We start from the raw sequence: 16,963 nt of genomic DNA on the forward strand, positions 1-16,963 counted from the left end.
GGTCAGCCCGGCGCGAATGTCAGCGTGACGCGGTCCCAGCGCGCGGCGGCGAGATCCTCGGGCGTGATCCAGAACTGGAACAGCCCCGTATCTCCCCAGTTCCACTCGATCATATCGTCGCAGCCGAGCTGAAGCAGCATCACCTGACCGGGGTGGACCAGCGAGCCCGCTACACCGGCGCCGAACAACTGGTGCTGGTGGCGGATCGCCAGCAGATGGCCGGAATTGATCCGCGCCAGTTCCTCGTCGGGCACTTGCGCAAAGGCGCCGTCATCGCCGGTGACCATGGCGCGCAGCGAGACCGTCGCCAGATCACCCAGCGTCTGGGGCACGCAGAAGCGCACCAATCGCGCACAGTCGTGATGGACCTGCGCGAGCACTTCCTCGATCACATCCATCTCGTCGGGATCGAGCGGGCTCCACGCATCGCGTCCGGCGATGAAGCCATCCATGGCGGCGATCATCCGCGCGAGGCTGGCACGCTCGGCCTGAAGCGCGGGTAGCTCCGCTTCGCTCGCAGCGAGTGCGGCGCGCGCTTCGTCGAGATCGCCGCGCGCGGCTGTCGGCGTTGCTTGCAGGGTGGCCAGACGGGCCTCGGCGTGGGTCAGGCGCTCCTGCTCCATTGCCATTTCCCGCGCGGCGCCATCCATGGCGGCGTGCAGGCAGTCAGCCAGATACATAACGCCGTGCCACCACAGCCGCTGCACCGGTTCGCGCACTGTATAGGCGCTCTCGCGCGTTGCCACGCGGGCGGTGAGCCAGGCGGTTTCGCCTGCATCTACCGCAGGCTCTTCCGCGACCGGGTGCTCGTAGTCCTCGTCCGCCAAGTCGCCGCCGACCGGAGCCAGCACACCGGCAGGCCGTTCCGCGACCATTGGCGCCACCGGCCAGAACGGGAAGTAGGGCCGGGACAGCCGCGAAACATGCTCGGGGAGCGGATAGCCGCCCTCGTCGAACGCGGGCGGCAGATCGGCGGGCGGTTCGGTGAAGACGTGATCGCCGCTGGGCACCTCGATCACCGCGCCGGTGCCCAGGAAGAACGCGAGGGCTCCCGAGCAGGGCAACGGGCTTTCGGGGCAGGCGGCAGCCAGTTCGGCAAGGTCTATCTGCGCGGCGAAGGGCAGGGCGCCGTGTTCGTCGCGCGGCCATGACAGTGCGCCGAGCCGGGGCAGGCCGCCCAGCCAGCTGGTGCTGTCGAACCATGTCTGCTCGTCGATGTCGCGTTCGCGGGGGCGGCGGGAGAGCACGATGGGGGTGAGCGAAAGCGCCGGAACGGTGCCGGCCCGTCGCGGCTCCACCGCCACGGGTTCGGGATCGGGCACCGGGGGAAATTCGGGCTCTGCCGGAATGGCCTCGCCGACGACATCCGCGACTTCTTCGTAGCCCTCACCCCGCAGGAGGCCGGGCACGCGGTCCATTTCGGGTTCGACCGGATCGGGTTCAGGCCGCCAGACCAGTTCGGGATCGGGATGCACCAGCTTGCGCCGACGCCCCTGCCGGGACCGCGAGGGCTCGACATCGGACATCGGGACAAGCGCTGTGCGCCCGCTGCCACGCCCTACCACCGCCAACAGCAGGGCCAGCACCATGCCGGTTGCGAGCGGCGCGATCACGGCGGCGTCTCGCCCGGACAGCGCGGAGGCGCGTGCGGCGGTCTGGTCAAGCGTTTCGAGAGCAGGTCGCGCAGCGGGGGGACCCAACGGTGCCAGCGGGAACAGCGCGACATATGCAGCTACGATCGCGGTCAGCGTGAAGACCGCGAAGACGGCGATCCATCTCCTCATCACCACCTCCAGCAAGGGCCAACTCAGCCTCGGCCACCGTCAGCTTCGAGTTGTCGCCATAGTGTCTTAGAGAACCTTGCTGGCTTCCATTCAAGCGGGGACAAATGCAGTTCATGCCCGTGCGGAGGGCAAGTGGGCATGTTATCCCCAGTTAGATGGCTAAACTCTATTTTTACTATGCCAGCATGAATGCCGGGAAGTCGGCGACCTTGCTTCAGGCGAACTTCAATTACCACGAACGCGGCATGCGCACGATGCTCTGGACGGCCGCGCTGGACGACCGTGGCAGCGGCGAAAGCGGTGACGAGCACGCCATCGAAAGCCGCATCGGCCTCCATGCCGCCGCCCACCGCTTCACGCCCGAGACCGACCTGGCCGCACGGGTCGGCGCCGTCCACGCGGTGGAGCCGCTGGCCTGCGTGCTGATCGATGAGGCGCAGTTCCTCACCCCCGAACAGGTCTGGCAATGCGCGCGGATTGCCGACCGGTCGGGCATCCCGGTGCTCTGCTACGGGCTACGGACCGATTTTCGCGGAGAGCTGTTTCCGGGCTCCGCCGTGCTGCTGGGGATTGCCGATTCCCTCGTCGAGCTGAAGGCGGTCTGCCATTGCGGCCGCAAGGCGACGATGAACCTGCGGGTTGATGCCTCCGGGGCGGGCGTGCGCGAGGGCGCGCAGACCGAGATCGGCGGCAACGATCGCTACGTTGCGCTGTGTCGCCGCCATTTCGGGGAATCGCTGGGGTTGTAGGCGAACGACCAATTCAGACAGGAACAAGGCTGCCAACTCCAACCCGTCATCCCCGCGAAGGCGGGGATCCCGCTTTTCTTGGCGAGCGTGGCAAAAGGAAGCGGGGCCCCCGCCTTCGCGGGGGCGACGAGCTTTTGGGTTGGTGGTCCGGCCTCGATATTGAGCGCGTTGGTCGCGGGTTGAAAACGGCTTCAATTCAGCGCCGAATTCGCGGGCGGCCTCCGCGCCGCTGGCTCAAGCCGTCCCGTTAGTCGGGCGACTCCCCGCTGCGGCCTGTCCCCCGGTGGCAATCTGGGCGAAATCGGCAGGCAACGATTGTCTCTTTCTCTCGTTCGGAGTGCGACAACGGGTGCAGGCGACGGGTTTTGATGCAGAATGCGATAGTCCATCTGGGATATCACAAGACGGCCACCACATGGCTGCAGAAGCAGCTGTTTCCCAATGCGACCAGCCACGATTTCCTTCCGCGGCAGGCCGTTCAGGAGGCCTTTCTCAAGCCTACCGGCATGCATTTCTGTCCCCGACAGGCCAGCGAGGTACTCTCACTGCGCGGGCGCAATCGGCCGGTGTTGCTGAGCGAGGAAAACCTCTCCGGCTATATCCATAACGGCGGCCTCCACGGTTTCGTGGCGCCCGAGGTGGCGCGGCGCATCAAGGCGGTCCTGCCCGATGCACATATCGTGATCTTCATCCGCAATCAGTTCGAGATCTGCCGCGCAAGCTATGCGCAGTATGTCTCCGGGGGCGGGACATGGGGCCAGCGCCGCTATTTCGAGACCGCGCGCATGGTGCGCGGCGCATTGACGCGGCCGTGGAAGGCGCCGGTCTTCGAATTCGAGCATTTCGAGTACGACCGCCTTGTCGCCTATTACGACGACCTGTTCGGGCGCGAGCATGTCCACGTCTATCCCTACGAGTGGCTGTGCGACCGCAACGCCCTGATCGAACGGATGCAGCAGGATCTGGGTCTGTCTATCGAGGACATGCCGCCGGAGGGATCGCGTGCGAATATCTCGTTGGGGGCGGCCGGGCTGGCGGTGATGCGCGGCGTCAACCTCTTCACGCGGCAGTCGGTGGTGAACAAGGACCACATCGTCGACCTGCCCGGCGGACAGGTGCTGCGCCACGGTGCCAAGTGGCTGTGTAGGCGCATGCCGGCGATCACCATGCGCCCGGCCCGCATCGCTCCGCGCCTGCGTGAGCGCATCGCCGGGCACTACCCGGACAGCAACCGGCGCCTCATGGCCCTGCGCGATCTGCCGCTGGAAGAGCTGGGCTACCCGCTCTAGGCGGGTGTTGGGCTGTGAATACAATCGTTTCAAAATGTGGAAACGGTGATGCTTAAGCTATCGCACGCGTCATAAACTCTACACACAACCGTTCCAGAGGAGTTGGGTAATCATGGCGGCAGGCCCGCCATGACGCTCTGAAACGGGGAACATGACCATGACACGTGCAATCCTTCTGGCGACGCTGGCGGCTGCTACCAGCCTGGCGGCCTCTCCGGTGCTGGCCGCGACGATCGACGCTCCGGTCGTGGAGCGCCTGTCGCCCGATACGGTCGCGGTGCGCTGGAACGGCGGCGATCCCGTCGACGTCTTGGCTGCGAATGGCTTCGACACGCCGGACAGCGCCGCCAGCCTGCTCGTATCCAAGGATGCGGGCGGCCGGTTCGAGGCGCATCCCGGCCAGCATGAGCGGCCGATCTACCTGCTTCGCGACACGCGCACGGGCCAGACAGTCCATGTCGCCGAACGCGTTCTGCAACTGGAGCAGGGCACCAACTTCCGCGATCTGGGCGGCTATCCGGGTGCCGACGGCAAGCATGTCCGCTGGGGCATGCTCTACCGGTCGGGCGGTCAGGCGATGCTGACCGACGACGACGTGCGCGAGATCAAGGGCCTTGGTATCGTCAATCTCACCGACCTTCGCTCGAACGACGAGCGCGTGCTCGCGCCCACGCGTCTCGACGGCATTCGCTATCAGGCGATGGGCTATTCGATGAACGCGATCAACATCGGCCCCGATCAGCTTCAGAAAATGAAGGAAAATCCCGGCGCCGGCCTGATGGCGGCCTATCGCACGATGCCGGAGATGATCACGCCGCAGATCCGCATGGTGTTCCGCACGATGCTCGATCATCAGGGGCCGCTCGTCTGGAATTGCACGGCGGGGCAGGATCGAACCGGCATCGTGAGCGCGCTGGTGCTCTCTGCATTGGGCGTGCCGCGTGACCAGATCTATGCCGATTACGTCCTGACCACGAAGTCCCGCAATCCCCATTGGGAAATGCCGCCGATTTCGGCCGAGACGGTCAAGGAGCATCCGGCAGCGGCGATGTGGGCGGCCATGCAGAGCGAACCCGCCTTTGCGAAACCGTTTCCGCTGACCGGCGCGGACGGCGTGCCGTTCATCGCCGCTGCTTTCCAGGCGATCGAGGCGAAATGGGGATCGGTTGATGCCTTCCTCGATCAGGGGATCGGCCTGCACAAGGAAGACATTGCCCAGCTTCGCAAGTTCTATCTGGAGTAAGTCCGAGGGCCCATTGCGATGAGCACCCCGGCACCCTAGATCGGCGGCATGGACAATACCCTGCTGCAAGCCGCGGCGCTCATCGTTCCCCTTATCCTTGCGATCGTCTTCCACGAGGTTGCCCATGGCTGGACCGCGCTGGCGCTTGGCGATCCCACCGCGCTGGAACAGCGGCGGCTTTCGCTCAATCCGCTGCGACATGTCGATCCCATCGGCACGGTGCTGCTTCCGGGCTCGCTTGCGCTGGCGGGAGCGCCTGTGTTCGGCTGGGCCAAGCCGGTGCCGGTCAACCGCTGGCGGCTGCGCGATCCCCGGCGCGGGATGATGGTGGTGGCCGCAGCCGGTCCGGGCAGCAATCTGGTGCTGGCGGCGATCGGCGCGGTGTTGCTGGGACTGCTGGTGCGCGTGGCCGGGTCTTCCGAGAGCGCGGCGCTCCAGTTCATCGCGATGAACTTCAACAATTTCATCATGATCAACGTGTTCCTGGCGCTGTTCAACCTGCTGCCGATCCCGCCGTTCGACGGTTCGCACATCGTCGAGGGGCTGCTGCCGGATCGCTTGGCGGCGAGCTATGCGCGGTTGCGGCCTTACGGATTTCCGCTGCTGATCCTGCTCTTGATCGTGGTGCCCTATTTCTTCCCGCAGTGGGCGCTGGTCCGTCACCTCGTCCTGCCGCCAGTGATCTGGATGACCGACCATTACTATGCGCTGGCCCACGCCGTCGCCGGCATTTGACGGCGCGAAAGCCGCACTAACGTTGACAAACCGACCCGGCGGGACTTGGGGGGAGGGCATGACTTCCACTCCCGCAACCCGCCCCGCCCCTCATGGCTGGATCATCCTCGACAAGCCGCTCGGGCTGGGCTCGACGCAGGCCGTCGCCGCCGTGAAGCGCAACTTGCGCGAGGCGGGGTATGGCAAGAAGGTCAAGGTCGGCCACGGCGGCACGCTCGATCCGTTGGCGACCGGCGTGTTACCGGTTGCGCTGGGCGAGGCGACCAAGCTGGCCGGCCGTATGCTCGATGCCAGCAAGATTTATGAGTTCACCATTCAGTTTGGCCGACAAACCGATACGTTGGATCTTGAGGGTGAGGTAGTAGCCACGAGCGACTTTCAGCCGGGCTTCGGCGCGGTCGAATCGATCGTGCAAGAGCGCTTCACCGGTGAAATTGAGCAGATCCCTCCAGTGTACTCGGCGATCAAGGTGGATGGCGAGCGGGCTTATGACCTGGCGAGGGCTGGGGAAGAGGTTCAGCTCAAATCCCGCAGGGTGACGATTTTCGAATGGGAGTACGTCGCCGAGGGGTTCGTCGGCGAATGGGATGCGAGTGAGCAATACGTTACGTTGCGGGTAAAAGTTTCCAAGGGAACGTACATTCGCAGCCTCGCGCGCGACATCGCGATTGCTCTCGGAACGGTGGGCCATGTCACCATGTTACGCCGCATCAAGGCCGGTCCGTTCGACCTGTCCCGGGCGATTTCGCTGGACAAATTGAACGAAATCGGCAAGGGCGCACCGCTTGAACAGATACTCTTGCCACTAGAGGTGGGGCTGGACGACATCCCGGCCATCGACCTCGGTTCGGAGCAGGCAAGAGCGGTCCGACAGGGCCGCGTTCTGACCGAACTGCCCCATGAAGACGGGCTCTACTGGGCGCGAGAGGGAACCATTCCCGTCGCGCTGATGGAGCTTTCGGGCGGAGAAGCCCGCGTCGTCAGGGGATTCAATCTATCAGATGTCGCGGAGTAAAGTACTATGTCGGTTACCGCTGAAAAGAAGCAGGACATCATTTCGGACAACGCACGCGTCGCTGGCGACACGGGCAGCCCGGAAGTTCAGGTCGCGATCCTCACCGAGCGCATCCGCAACCTGACCGAGCACTTCAAGGCTCACCACAAGGACAACCACTCGCGTCGCGGTCTGCTGGCCATGGTCAACAAGCGCCGCTCGCTGCTCGACTACCTTAAGAAGAAGGACGTCGCGCGGTACAACTCGCTGATCCAGAAGCTGGGTCTGCGTAAGTAAGAACTAATGGGAAGCGGCCCCTCAGCGGGCCGCTTCTTGCATCAGGGGTCCGTCCGCAATTCGGCGGCAGACCCGGGGGCCCCAAAGCGGCCTCACACCGGACCGGGACGGCATACCCGGCAGTAAACCCCGCCGCGCAATAGGGCCGGTGGGCTGAGGAAAACCTCTTATGTTCGACGTCAAAACCGTAAGCATGGAGTGGGGCGGCAAGACGCTCACTCTGGAAACCGGCCGCGTGGCCCGTCAGGCCGACGGCGCCGTCCTTGCCACCTATGGCGAAACGGTTGTGCTCTGCGCGGTTACCGCCGCCAAGTCGGTGAAGGAAGGCCAGGACTTCTTCCCGCTGACCGTGCACTACCAGGAAAAGTTTTCGTCCGCAGGACGCATCCCGGGTGGCTTCTTCAAGCGTGAACGCGGCGCCACCGAAAAGGAAACGCTGACCAGCCGCCTGATCGACCGTCCGGTCCGTCCGCTGTTCCCCGAAGGTTTCTACAACGAAATCAACGTCATCGCCCAGGTTCTGAGCTTTGATGGCGAGACCGAGGCCGACATCGTTGCGATGATCGCCGCTTCGGCCGCGCTGACCATCTCGGGCGTGCCCTTCATGGGCCCGATCGGCGCTTGCCGCGTCGGCTTCGTCGATGGCGAATACACGCTGAACCCGAAGCAGACCGCCGCGCTGGCCGATGGCCGCCTCGATCTCGTCGTCGCCGCCACCGGCGATGCCGTGATGATGGTGGAATCGGAAGCCAAGGAGCTGACCGAGGAAGAGATGCTCGGCGCCGTCATGTTCGCGCATGACGAATGCCGCAAGGTCGTGAACCTCGTGATCGACCTGGCCGAAAAGGCTGCCAAGGAACCTTGGGAAATCGACCTGTCGGACAACACGGCCGACGTTAAGGCGAAGCTCAAGAAGGCCGTCGGCAAGGACGTTACCGCTGCCTACAAGCTGACCGACAAGTCGGCCCGCTCGAACGCGCTGAACGCCGCTCGCGCCAAGGCCAAGGAAGCTTTCGCCGGCGAAACGCCGCAGCTGCAGATGGTCGCCATCAAGACCATGAAGAAGCTGGAAGCGGAAATCGTTCGCGGCGCCATCCTCAAGGACGGCAAGCGCATCGACGGCCGCAAGCTCGATCAGGTTCGCCCCATCGAATCGATGGTCGGTTTCCTGCCGCGCACCCACGGTTCGGCGCTGTTCACCCGCGGTGAAACGCAGGCGATCTGCACCACCACGCTGGGCACCAAGGACGCCGAGCAGATGATCGATGGCCTGGAAGGCCTGTCGTACTCGTCGTTCATGCTGCACTACAACTTCCCGCCCTACTCGGTCGGCGAAGTGGGTCGTTTCGGCGCCCCGGGCCGTCGCGAGATCGGCCACGGCAAGTTGGCATGGCGCGCGCTGCACCCGGTGCTGCCCGCTAAGGAAGACTTCCCCTACACCATCCGCATCCTGTCGGACATCACCGAGTCCAACGGCTCGTCCTCGATGGCGACGATCTGCGGCGGCTGCCTTTCGATGATGGACGCCGGCGTGCCGCTGGCCCGCCCGGTTTCGGGCATCGCCATGGGCCTGATCCTGGAAGGCGACGAGTTCGCAGTCCTCTCGGACATCCTGGGCGACGAGGATCACCTCGGCGACATGGACTTCAAGGTGGCTGGCACCGAACTCGGCATCACCACGATGCAGATGGACATCAAGATCGCCGGCATCACCAAGGAAATCATGGGCAAGGCGCTGGAGCAGGCGAAGGCCGGCCGCGCGCACATCCTGGGTGAGATGAACAAGGCTCTCGGCTCGGCTCGCACCGAACTGTCGGCCCACGCACCGCGTATCGAGACGATCCAGATCGACAAGTCGAAGATCCGTGACGTCATCGGCACCGGCGGCAAGGTGATCCGCGAGATCGTGGCCGAAACCGGCGCCAAGGTCGACATCGACGACGAAGGCATGATCAAGATCTCGTCTTCCGACATCGCCCAGATCGAAGCCGCCAAGAAGTGGATCCTCGGCATCGTCGAGGAAGCGGAAGTCGGCAAGATCTACAACGGCAAGGTCGTCAACATCGTCGACTTCGGTGCCTTCGTGAACTTCATGGGCGGCAAGGACGGTCTCGTCCACGTCTCCGAAATGAAGAACGAGCGCGTCGAAAAGCCGACCGATGTCGTCAAGGAAGGCCAGGAAGTTAAGGTCAAGGTCCTCGAGATCGATCCGCGCGGCAAGGTTCGCCTGTCGATGCGCGTCGTCGACCAGGAAACCGGCGCCGAGCTGGAAGACACCCGTCCAGCCCGCGAACCGCGCGAACCGCGCGGCGATCGTGGTCCCCGCGACGATCGCGGCGGTGACCGTCGTGGTCCGCGCCGTGACGGTGGCCGTGGCGGCAACGATCGTGGTCCCCGCGGCGATCGCGGTCCCCGCGGTCCTCGCGACGGCGGCGGCGATCCCGACCACATGCCGGCGTTCCTGAAGGAAGACTGATCGCCAAGCGATCAGTGCCCTGAAGGAAGATTGATCCTTCAGGGCTCGCATGAGCTGAAATGACGAAGGGGCCGCAGCAATGCGGCCCCTTTTTCTTTGCGCGAAGCGAACGGCGCTCGCGGATTCTCGCCAGCACAGCCAATTCTACCAGTGGGGCCAATTCTACCGATGAGGCCAATTCTATCGCGGCAATCAAAGCCCCGTCGTCCCCGCGAAGGCGGGGACCCCGCTTTCTTTTGCGGACGCGGAGAGAAGGCAGCGGGGCCCCCGCCTCCGCGGGGGCGACGAGATGGTGTGGTGTTGCCTGTGAGACCTAAACTTCGCGCGGCTTTGGACGCGTAAGTCGGATATTAGTAGCGAGCAGGTAAGGAGAGGTGTTATTCCTGCCCGCGCTGCCGAAATCGGTCAGTTCGTAACGGCGAGGCGCGGTGCCGGAGCATCGTCGCGCTTGGCGCGGCGCTCGGAGAGGTTGACGCGGTTCTTCCCGCTCTGCTTGGCTACGTAGAGCGCGCTGTCCGCGCAGGGCACCACGTCGGAGGCATTGGTCGCGGTTTCGGGGACGGTGGCGACGCCGAATGAGGCGCTGATCGCGGCGCCGTGCGCTTCGGAGAGGCTCTCGATGCGCTTGCGCAGGATCTCGGCCTTGTCGGCGGCGTCCTCGAGCGTGCACTTGGGCATGATCACCACGAGTTCCTCGCCGCCGTAGCGGGCCACCACGTCCGAGGGCCGCAGCGCGCCGACAAGCTGTGCCGCCACGTCACGCAGCACCGCGTCGCCCTTGGCATGGCCGAACTCGTCGTTGACGCGCTTGAAGTTGTCGAGATCGATCATCAGCACCGAAGTGGCGGTGCCGGTCCGCTCGCCAAGGCTGACATAGCGTTCGAGCGCATCTTCCATGTAGCGGCGGTTGTAGAGGCCCGTCAGCGGGTCGCGCAGCGATTGGGTGCGCAGCTTTTCGCGCAGCGCGATATTGGACAGCGCGAGCGACATCGAATCGGCCAGCGCCCGCGCCACGCGGCGGATGTCGTTGAACCGCTCCAGCGCATCCGGCGCATCGCTGGCGAGCAGCAACAACCCGAAAACTTGCCCGCGCGCCATCATTGGCACTTCCACGGTCGCTCCGGTGCCGATCTGGTGCATGCAGCACAGCGTGCCGCCGGCGGGGTCGTTGATATGGGGTTTGCCGCGCTTGAGCGCCCAGCAATTGCTGGGCACCAGGGCCGCAGCCGGTTCGAACCTGTCCGAAAGGCCCCATGACTTGGCCAGATCCAGCCGGTCGCGCGAGTTGTTGAAGACATAGAGCGCGCCGCCGAAGCCGGGGAGCAGCCGCACGGCAGTTGCCATCAGCACCGCGCCGGCATCGTCATGATCCTCGGCCGCCTGAAGCATGTCGGTCATGGCGAAAAGCTCTTCGACCTGATTGCGGGCGTCGCGAGCCTCGTCGATGAGGCGAAGATGGTCGTCCAGTTCGGCAACCGCGCGGCGTCCGAACACGACGCCGACGAAGAGCGTGAAGAGCGCGCAGGCAGCGGCCACAGTGGCGAGCGAGTGGCCGAGCGGCCCGTCGACGAACAGGGCGGCCAAGGCGCAGATGGTGCAGGTCGCCTGAATCGCATGCACCGCAAACCGACGGACAGAAGTGACCGTTTCGTTTGGCGACAGTATACTTTCCTGCTGCACCGCTTCGCACCCAGATTCGATTTAAAAAGAGCCTAGGTAGGAATCTCTAATAAACGGTAACCCTGCAAGTCCTCGATTTGCGATTACAAAAACATAACAACGGGCATTCGGCAGGAGTTTTGCGAATTCTGTTGTTAACCATTGGGTGCATTGCGAGGGGGCAGGTGTCGCGGCCCGAATGGTCATCCGGGCTGGCGATGAACGCGCAGCGGCGCCCGGCATCCAGCGCCTTTTGGGCGCGAGATCTGGAGGGGGCGGGGCAGCCTTGCCAACAAGGCGCGCGCCTCCGCGGAGGGTTTTACAGGATGCTTATTGAGCCGGTGTCGGCGGGGCCGGGACCCGGCGTGCGCTGACGATCTTCACCGGCGGATCCAGCATCTGCCCACGCATCACGCCTTCGCCCTTGGTGGCCGAGCGCGGCGCGTCCCAGATCTTGTGGACCACGTCCATGCCCGAAGCGACATGGCCGAAGGCCGCGAATCCGGCCTTGAACTCGGGATTGTCCGACGAGGGATTGGCGTCGAGCGTGACGACATCGCCGACCATGATCGTGAAATCAGCCGTGGCGGTGCCCGGCGCATAGCGCGCCATCGAGATCGTGCCCGAAGTGTGATGCAGGCCCGTCTGGCTGGTCGGCTCATGCGCGACCGGGGGCAGGACCTTGATGCCCTGCAAGCCGCCCTGAACCAGCCCGGCCGGGGTATCGCCCCAGTCGAGATGCATCGAGCGGTAGAATGTCGTTCCGTCGAACTTCTTGCCGTCGACGTACTTGAGGAAGTTCGCCGTGGTGAGCGGCGCATGCGTCTTGTCGAGCGCGAGTACGATCGTGCCCTCGCTCGTGACCATGGCCACGTAGGCATATTCCACCGGAGTCGCGGCCGGAGCCGGGGTGGTCGCAGCAGCGGCGGGCGCCTGCTGCGCCATCGCCGGTGCCGCCATCAGTGCCAGAGCCGCGCCGGCAAGGACGGGCACGGCAAGGCGCCGGCTCCATCGTGCCATCATCGACTCTGGCGTTGACATGGGATCAGCGAACCCGCGGGCCGCCGAAGGGCAGCGGCGGAGGGGGACGGCGCGCGCCGCGCGGCAGCTGTGCCTGATAGGCCCGGCCGCAATGCTCGACGCAGTAGGGGAAGCCGGGGTTCACGGCCGCGCCGCAGAAGTGGAAGTCCGGCTCGCCCGGGTGACCCATCGGCCAGCGGCAAACGCGATCGTTGAGATCGAGCAGGCTGGTCTTGCCCGAAATCTCGGCGCTCGGCTTTGCGGGCACAAGGCGGCGCGGCGGGGCTGGCGGGATCGGCTGCTGCTGATCGCCGGGGCCCTGGCGCAGGAAGCCGCCGGGGCCGACCGAAACGACGCGCGGGCCGCTCGGCTTCACGACGGCATCGTCGGCCGCCGGGGCGGCAGCCTGCGGCGCAACCGGTTCGGCTGCGCGCGGTGCGGGTGCTGCCGGGGCCTGCGGCGCAGCGCGTGCAACCACGGGCTCCGCCTTGGGCTCGGGCGCGGCAGGTTGCGCTTCGGCCGCGGGCTTCGCCTTCTTGGGGGCGGGCGCCGGGCGCGCAGGCTTCTCATTGGCCTTGACCGGGGAAGGGCGTGCCTTGAGGCCGAGGCGGTGGGCCTTGCCGATCACCGCGTTGCGGCTGACGCCGCCAAGCTCGTCCGCGATCTGGCTGGCAGTGGCACCGCCCTCCCACATCTTGGTCAGCTTCTCGATCCGCTCGTCCGTCCAGCTCATTCCATTTCCATCTCTACAGGGGAGCGATACAGGAGAATCGCCCCGAAATTCCGTCGCACGGCTTGCCTTGGAAAGCCGCAGCCGATACTCGCGGGGGCATGGCCGATCAAACGAATTCGACCGCTCTGCAGACCCCCGAGGGGATTGTGCAGCCCCGCCACTTCCCGGCAAAGGGAGAGCCCCTGATACACCAGGTAAACTGGTTGGGGCTCAAGACCCTTTATATGAAGGAGGTGAAGCGCTTCTTCAAGGTCCAGACCCAGACGATCTGGGCACCGGCGATCACGACGATGCTGTTTCTGGTGATCTTTACCGTCGCGCTGGGTCGCGGCGGGCGCGAGGTACTGGGAGTCAACTTCGCGACGTTCGTGGCGCCGGGCCTCATCGTCATGGGGATGATGCAGAACGCTTTCGCCAATTCCAGCTTCTCGTTCCTGGCGGGCAAGATCCAGGGCACCATCATCGACTATCTGATGCCGCCGCTGAGCGAGGGCGAACTGATGCTGGCGATGATCGGCGCGGCAGTGACGCGCGCGGTGCTCGTCGGACTGGCGCTGGGCGGCGCCATGCTGCTCTGGCCGGGCGTGGACCTTACGCTCCATCATCCCTGGGCGGTCGTCTGGTTCGGACTGAACGGTTCGGTGTTCCTGGCGCTGCTGGGCCTGCTCTCGTCGATCTGGGCCGAGAAGTTCGATCACAACGCCGCCGTCACCAACTTCGTGATCGCGCCGCTTTCGCTGCTGTCGGGCACGTTCTATGTTATCGACAACCTTGCGCCGGCGTTCCAGACGGTGAGCCGCTTCAACCCGTTCTTCTATGTGATCTCGGGCTTCCGCTTCGGCTTCCTGGGGCAGAGCGACATCGGCAATTCCAACCTTGCCGTGCTGCACAGCGCGATCGGGTTGGGCGTGCTCAATGCCGCCTTCGCGCTGGTGGTCTATTGGGTGCTGCGCTCGGGCTGGAAGCTGAAGGGCTGAGCGGCTCCACACTTTGATACAAACAAGAACGCCGGCGTGACCCTGTCACGCCGGCGTTCTTGTATCCTGACCAGCCGGATCAGTGCGCGAGGCCGCGCCGCAGCCGGTAGTGCCCGTTGTTGAAAGCGTCGAACAACTGGGGGACGGAAGGATGATCCACCGGACCGCCCTCTGCATCATCCATCAAGTTCTGCTGGCTGACATAGGCGACATAGCTTGAATCCTCGTTCTCGGCGAGGAGGTGGTAATAAGGCTGGTCACGCTTGGGGCGGACATCGACCGGGATCGATTCGTACCATTCCTCACTGTTGGCGAAGACCGGGTCGATGTCGAAAACGACGCCGCGGAAGTCGTGATTACGATGACGGACAACATCGCCGATGGCGAAGCGGGCCCTGGTCTGGCGGGGCGCGTCGATGACGCGGCCGGCCTGGGGTGAAAAGAACGAAGCCCTGTTCATGGGCCGAATATAGGTTTCCGGGAGAGGGCGGGCAAGCTTGCCTGTGGATTGTTCCCCACAATTCGTAAAAAGAGGGCTTGGCAAGTCCGATAACACCGGCTAGTGGCGCGCTTCCCGACCCGATGGAGACCTTCCATCGCTATCGCATCTCTAGCGGAGAGGTGGCAGAGTGGTCGAATGCGCTGCACTCGAAATGCAGTGTACGGGAAACCGTACCGTGGGTTCGAATCCCACCCTCTCCGCCAAGAGCCCCTCCGTCGGGGCCCCAGTACGGCACTGGGATTGACGAAACCCACCGAAAATTCATGGTTTAATGCCGCTTCGATCGGAGCTGGATCGCACGCAATCCTTGCATCGAATCGATGCCGCGATGGTGCGGCGTGAACGAGGGACTATGGGGCCGGCGCCTTCTCGCCATTGGTAACCTGGCAGGTCAGTCTGAAGCCTTTTCAGGGAACGACGGCTCGTCCGGCGCTTTGAACTCGGTGCCCGCGCTGAGGAGGCCGTGTGATGTCCGACTTCGAACTCTACTATTGGCCGGTCCCGTTTCGCGGGCAGTTCATCCGGGGCATTCTCGCTTTCGCGGGGAAGAGTTGGACTGAGCATGACAGCGGCGAGATCGCCCAACTCATGAGCCGTGCGCCGGCCGATCAGCCGGCGCCGTTCATGGGGCCGCCGCTCCTGATCGACAATACGAGCGGCTTTGCCATTGCGGAAATGCCCGCGATTGCCTTCTATCTCGGAGAACGACTGGAACTTTTGCCGTCCACTCCGGAAGACCGCGCATCTTCGCTGAAGGTCGTCAACGATGCCAACGATGTGCTCGATGAAATCACTCTCGATGGCGGGCGCGAGATGTGGACGGTGCGTAAGTGGCACGAATTCGTTCCGCGCCTGACGCGGTGGATGGAAATCTGGGAAGCCACGGGACGAGCGCATGGGCTCGAAGCACGGGCGGGCACATTGCTCGGAACGGAAGCGTTTGGGGTCGCCGACATTGTCACCTCGGTCCTGTGGTCGACGATGGCCGAGCGCTTCGACTCAATTGCGTCCTTGCTGGAGGAGGTCGCGCCTCGCGTCGCGGGCTTGATGCGCAGGACCCGCGAATTGCCGCAATTGGCCCGCCTCGCGCAGGATTCCAGGCATGCTTATGGCGATGCCTATTGCGGCGGGGAAATCGAGAAATCCTTGCGCAAAGTCGTTTAGTGACGAACGAAGCAATGCACACTTGGCGGCGGCTAGGTGCTTTGGCGTACCTCAGGAAAAAGGCGCCGCAGTCGATCCCGTGAGGTCCGTGAGCTTGAACCATGGTTCGTCCGTGCGGTCGACGATCAGCGCGTCGCCGTATACCCGGCAAAGCTCGATGGCGTCGTCAGGGGTGCCATGCGTCCATTGTTCCCAATCTTCCGGAGCGAGGATCACCGGCATGTGATTTTGTTCGCCGTCGTGGGCGTCAGGACCGCCGACCATCACCACGGAAAAGGCATGGCCCCATTCGACGGTGGGGCGCCAGATTCCGGCAACGGCGAAGAGCGATTCCTCCAGCGGCGAATACCACGTGCGCGTCATGGCGCCTTCGGCACCTTCCGGCTCGGCCCAGGCTGTCATGGGGATCAGGCAGCGACGATGGTGGAAGCTGTCCGCCCACATGCCGGTTTCCAACTCGCCGTCACGGACGCTGGTGACCGGGTTGGGCCTTAAGGGCAGCGCCGCGATCATGTTCTTGGGCGCAACCGGAAAGCCCCAGCGCATGGCGTGAACCGTTCCGTCTGCGACAACAAGGCCGAGGTTGCCCGGATGCACCTCTGCTGCAAAGCGCGGCAAATCCCCTGCGGGGGCGTGGAATAGGCCAGTGACCGCGTCGACTGGCTTGGTCATGCGGTAAATGTTGCTCATTTCTGAAAGATGGGAGTGCGCCGGCAGGAGTCAATGTGCGCCCGCATGGTAGTTTGTTCCCCATATGATACATTCGCGTCAGCGTCGGAAAACTCATGTGCGATTCTACGGAGTCCAAGTGTTTATGGTAGGTGACGTAAAGTTTTCCGAAGAAGCTCAAGCTCTGCTTTTCCTTTTCGTACGCACGATCGACTTGGGAGGACGGCGATGGGACAGACGGTTTCGAATTGGCTCAAGATGTCGCAGGACGAACTTGATGCGCTGTTTTCGGCCCATGAGGCGGGGCCGATCCCTAATGGAGAGGCCAAGGGCACCGCGATCATCGTTCCCGGCACAGCGGTTTCCGACGAAATCGCCAAAGTCATCAATATCTTCGCCTGGCAGGGGAAGGACTTCGATGCCGAGCGCGGCTTTCTGCGCAATACGATCCTGCCATTCGGGCTGAAGGCGATCGTCGCGAAAGTCTACAAGGATCCAAGCTGGCTCGATGGCAAGGAATGCATAGTGCTGGACTATTCGGAAACCTCGCTGCTTGCTTCGCATATTCGCGACGAGATCAGGATGATCGAACCGGGAGTCTATCTCGGCAAAGTCTACTGGGACAAGAAGCGCCTGATCGACTTCGCACTGGAATTCGGCGGCTGAGCGCGG

16 protein-coding genes and 1 tRNA gene are annotated in these 16,963 nt (G+C 64.1%); 11 read left to right on the forward strand and 6 right to left on the reverse strand.

Annotation, left to right across the window (positions count from 1 at the left end; all coding sequences use genetic code 11):
- Window positions 1-2: 2 nt before the first annotated feature.
- Window positions 3-1,784 (reverse strand): DUF1963 domain-containing protein, encoded by a 1,782-nt coding sequence (locus AC1VVM_RS07590; RefSeq protein WP_482956259.1) that lies wholly within the window; start codon window positions 1,782-1,784, stop codon window positions 3-5.
- Between the two features lie 155 nt (window positions 1,785-1,939).
- Between AC1VVM_RS07590 and AC1VVM_RS07595 the strand changes: the two genes are divergently transcribed.
- The 7 genes from AC1VVM_RS07595 to pnp all read left to right on the forward strand — a co-directional run bounded on the left by AC1VVM_RS07595 (window position 1,940) and on the right by pnp (window position 9,567).
- Window positions 1,940-2,533, forward strand: coding sequence for a thymidine kinase (locus AC1VVM_RS07595; RefSeq protein ID WP_132389093.1), 594 nt, complete (start codon window positions 1,940-1,942; stop codon window positions 2,531-2,533).
- Between the two features lie 368 nt (window positions 2,534-2,901).
- Window positions 2,902-3,822 carry a hypothetical protein gene (locus tag AC1VVM_RS07600; protein WP_482956260.1) on the forward strand — a complete coding sequence of 307 codons (921 nt, stop codon included), beginning with the start codon at window positions 2,902-2,904 and terminating at the stop codon, window positions 3,820-3,822.
- A gap of 157 nt (window positions 3,823-3,979) precedes the next feature.
- Window positions 3,980-5,065 carry a tyrosine-protein phosphatase gene (locus AC1VVM_RS07605; RefSeq protein ID WP_482956261.1) on the forward strand — a complete coding sequence of 362 codons (1,086 nt, stop codon included), beginning with the start codon at window positions 3,980-3,982 and terminating at the stop codon, window positions 5,063-5,065.
- A gap of 48 nt (window positions 5,066-5,113) precedes the next feature.
- Window positions 5,114-5,800, forward strand: a complete 687-nt coding sequence (locus tag AC1VVM_RS07610; protein WP_482956262.1) for a site-2 protease family protein — start codon at window positions 5,114-5,116, stop codon at window positions 5,798-5,800.
- Between the two features lie 58 nt (window positions 5,801-5,858).
- On the forward strand, window positions 5,859-6,815 hold the full coding sequence (gene truB, locus AC1VVM_RS07615) for a tRNA pseudouridine(55) synthase TruB (RefSeq protein ID WP_482956263.1): 957 nt from the start codon (window positions 5,859-5,861) through the stop codon (window positions 6,813-6,815).
- Between the two features lie 6 nt (window positions 6,816-6,821).
- Window positions 6,822-7,091, forward strand: coding sequence for a 30S ribosomal protein S15 (gene rpsO, locus AC1VVM_RS07620; protein WP_132265086.1), 270 nt, complete (start codon window positions 6,822-6,824; stop codon window positions 7,089-7,091).
- Between the two features lie 169 nt (window positions 7,092-7,260).
- Complete coding sequence (gene pnp, locus AC1VVM_RS07625) at window positions 7,261-9,567, forward strand: polyribonucleotide nucleotidyltransferase (RefSeq protein WP_482956264.1); 2,307 nt, start codon at window positions 7,261-7,263, stop codon at window positions 9,565-9,567.
- Between the two features lie 405 nt (window positions 9,568-9,972).
- Here pnp and AC1VVM_RS07630 read toward each other — a convergent pair whose 3' ends face one another.
- From AC1VVM_RS07630 to AC1VVM_RS07640, 3 genes are all read right to left on the reverse strand, one after another.
- Complete coding sequence (locus tag AC1VVM_RS07630; RefSeq protein WP_482956265.1) at window positions 9,973-11,151, reverse strand: sensor domain-containing diguanylate cyclase; 1,179 nt, start codon at window positions 11,149-11,151, stop codon at window positions 9,973-9,975.
- Window positions 11,152-11,556: 405 nt separating this feature from the next.
- Window positions 11,557-12,246 carry a peptidylprolyl isomerase gene (locus tag AC1VVM_RS07635; protein ID WP_482956266.1) on the reverse strand — a complete coding sequence of 230 codons (690 nt, stop codon included), beginning with the start codon at window positions 12,244-12,246 and terminating at the stop codon, window positions 11,557-11,559.
- 25 nt (window positions 12,247-12,271) lie between these two features.
- On the reverse strand, window positions 12,272-12,979 hold the full coding sequence (locus AC1VVM_RS07640; protein WP_482956267.1) for a GcrA family cell cycle regulator: 708 nt from the start codon (window positions 12,977-12,979) through the stop codon (window positions 12,272-12,274).
- 98 nt (window positions 12,980-13,077) lie between these two features.
- Between AC1VVM_RS07640 and AC1VVM_RS07645 the strand changes: the two genes are divergently transcribed.
- Complete coding sequence (locus tag AC1VVM_RS07645) at window positions 13,078-13,956, forward strand: ABC transporter permease (RefSeq protein ID WP_132389111.1); 879 nt, start codon at window positions 13,078-13,080, stop codon at window positions 13,954-13,956.
- A gap of 79 nt (window positions 13,957-14,035) precedes the next feature.
- On the opposite strand, the gene hspQ is transcribed toward AC1VVM_RS07645, so the two are convergent.
- On the reverse strand, window positions 14,036-14,416 hold the full coding sequence (hspQ, locus tag AC1VVM_RS07650; RefSeq protein WP_132389112.1) for a heat shock protein HspQ: 381 nt from the start codon (window positions 14,414-14,416) through the stop codon (window positions 14,036-14,038).
- Window positions 14,417-14,571: 155 nt separating this feature from the next.
- Here hspQ and AC1VVM_RS07655 point away from each other — a divergent pair.
- Window positions 14,572-14,661, forward strand: a tRNA-Ser gene (locus tag AC1VVM_RS07655).
- A gap of 265 nt (window positions 14,662-14,926) precedes the next feature.
- A complete protein-coding gene (locus tag AC1VVM_RS07660) occupies window positions 14,927-15,622 on the forward strand; it encodes a glutathione S-transferase (RefSeq protein ID WP_482956268.1) in 696 nt (231 codons plus the stop codon).
- Between the two features lie 51 nt (window positions 15,623-15,673).
- On the opposite strand, the gene AC1VVM_RS07665 is transcribed toward AC1VVM_RS07660, so the two are convergent.
- Entirely contained in the window at window positions 15,674-16,294 is a 621-nt protein-coding gene (locus tag AC1VVM_RS07665; RefSeq protein WP_482956269.1) for an SOS response-associated peptidase family protein, read from the reverse strand.
- Window positions 16,295-16,519: 225 nt separating this feature from the next.
- Between AC1VVM_RS07665 and AC1VVM_RS07670 the strand changes: the two genes are divergently transcribed.
- Entirely contained in the window at window positions 16,520-16,957 is a 438-nt protein-coding gene (locus tag AC1VVM_RS07670; RefSeq protein ID WP_482903431.1) for a hypothetical protein, read from the forward strand.
- Window positions 16,958-16,963: the final 6 nt, after the last annotated feature.

The organism is Novosphingobium sp. BL-S-33 (genome assembly GCF_056857025.1).

Bases quoted from the DNA above. Each gene is read 5' to 3' on its own strand.
- AC1VVM_RS07640 (WP_482956267.1), bottom strand. From the start codon at position 12,979: ATGAGCTGGACGGACGAGCGGATCGAGAAGCTGACCAAGATGTGGGAG.
- hspQ (WP_132389112.1), bottom strand. From the start codon at position 14,416: ATGAACAGGGCTTCGTTCTTTTCACCCCAGGCCGGCCGCGTCATCGAC.
- AC1VVM_RS07665 (WP_482956269.1), bottom strand. From the start codon at position 16,294: ATGACCAAGCCAGTCGACGCGGTCACTGGCCTATTCCACGCCCCCGCA.
- AC1VVM_RS07590 (WP_482956259.1), bottom strand. From the start codon at position 1,784: ATGAGGAGATGGATCGCCGTCTTCGCGGTCTTCACGCTGACCGCGATC.
- AC1VVM_RS07595 (WP_132389093.1), top strand. From the start codon at position 1,940: ATGGCTAAACTCTATTTTTACTATGCCAGCATGAATGCCGGGAAGTCG.
- AC1VVM_RS07605 (WP_482956261.1), top strand. From the start codon at position 3,980: ATGACACGTGCAATCCTTCTGGCGACGCTGGCGGCTGCTACCAGCCTG.
- truB (WP_482956263.1), top strand. From the start codon at position 5,859: ATGACTTCCACTCCCGCAACCCGCCCCGCCCCTCATGGCTGGATCATC.
- rpsO (WP_132265086.1), top strand. From the start codon at position 6,822: ATGTCGGTTACCGCTGAAAAGAAGCAGGACATCATTTCGGACAACGCA.
- pnp (WP_482956264.1), top strand. From the start codon at position 7,261: ATGTTCGACGTCAAAACCGTAAGCATGGAGTGGGGCGGCAAGACGCTC.
- AC1VVM_RS07645 (WP_132389111.1), top strand. From the start codon at position 13,078: ATGGCCGATCAAACGAATTCGACCGCTCTGCAGACCCCCGAGGGGATT.
- AC1VVM_RS07610 (WP_482956262.1), top strand. From the start codon at position 5,114: ATGGACAATACCCTGCTGCAAGCCGCGGCGCTCATCGTTCCCCTTATC.
- AC1VVM_RS07670 (WP_482903431.1), top strand. From the start codon at position 16,520: ATGGGACAGACGGTTTCGAATTGGCTCAAGATGTCGCAGGACGAACTT.
- AC1VVM_RS07635 (WP_482956266.1), bottom strand. From the start codon at position 12,246: ATGGCACGATGGAGCCGGCGCCTTGCCGTGCCCGTCCTTGCCGGCGCG.
- AC1VVM_RS07600 (WP_482956260.1), top strand. From the start codon at position 2,902: ATGCAGAATGCGATAGTCCATCTGGGATATCACAAGACGGCCACCACA.
- AC1VVM_RS07660 (WP_482956268.1), top strand. From the start codon at position 14,927: ATGTCCGACTTCGAACTCTACTATTGGCCGGTCCCGTTTCGCGGGCAG.